1 pseudogene is annotated in these 232 nt (G+C 36.2%); it reads right to left on the reverse strand.

What is annotated here, in order from left to right:
- Positions 1-232: pseudogene (locus SCA31_RS25700) on the reverse strand (hypothetical protein); the annotation flags it as partial.

Raw genomic sequence — 232 nt, forward strand, 5'->3', positions numbered from 1 at the left:
TAGTGTATCAATAATACTCGAGGTTTCAAAAGTTCCTCTCAGACCGATTTTATTTCGGTTATTGATATGATAGTAGAGAGCCGGAAGCATCTTTACATTGGCAAAAGTTGAATCCTGACGGTAAATATTGACTTTCATATTCAGACCTACATTAGATTTAAAAAGATACGGGATATCCGTCTGAAGATCAAAAGTCTGTCCTTTATCCGGATTTCGCTGCCAGTATAAATTG

Source organism: Chryseobacterium sp. SIMBA_028, assembly GCF_046535285.1.
Taxonomy (GTDB): Bacteria; Bacteroidota; Bacteroidia; order Flavobacteriales; family Weeksellaceae; genus Chryseobacterium.